This is a genomic window from Alcanivorax sp. 1008 (assembly GCF_020667895.1).
Lineage (GTDB): Bacteria > Pseudomonadota > Gammaproteobacteria > Pseudomonadales > Alcanivoracaceae > PGZG01.
Genome location: NZ_JAFMPS010000092.1, coordinates 1 through 443, shown reverse-complemented (window position 1 = coordinate 443; position 443 = coordinate 1). Strand labels below are relative to the sequence as shown.

The 443-nt window shown below is 54.6% G+C and carries 1 protein-coding gene; it reads left to right on the top strand.

The genetic code is table 11. From position 1 onward, the window contains the following. Positions 1-443 (top strand): hypothetical protein (locus tag J1C54_RS16420; protein WP_229150047.1); only part of this gene is annotated, 443 nt, incomplete at both ends.

Here is a 443-nt window from a genome sequence, read left to right as displayed (position 1 = left end):
GACCCTGCCAACTATACGAATATGGGTACGGGAGGCACAGAGACGATCTACGTCAGGGTAACGAACGACGTTACGGGCTGTTTCACGGTAGTGGACTTTGGCATAACGGTAAACCCGTTGCCGGAAGTGGTAGCGGTGACCGACTTTATACTTTGCGAGCTCAATACCGACGGTTTTGACACGTTCGACCTTGAGAGCAAGGACGAAGAGGTGCTGGGCGGTCAGGACCCGTTGCAGTTTGCGGTGAGCTACCATGCGAGCCTTGCGGATGCCGAGGCAGGTGCAAATGCGCTTGCAAGCCCTTATACGAATACGAGCAACCTCCAGGAGATATTCGTTACGATAACCGATACGTCGACGGGCTGTACGATCTCCAGCCAGCGCTTTGATATCGAGGTGCAGGAGTCTGCACAGGCGAACCCGGATATGGAGGCGATCCTTTA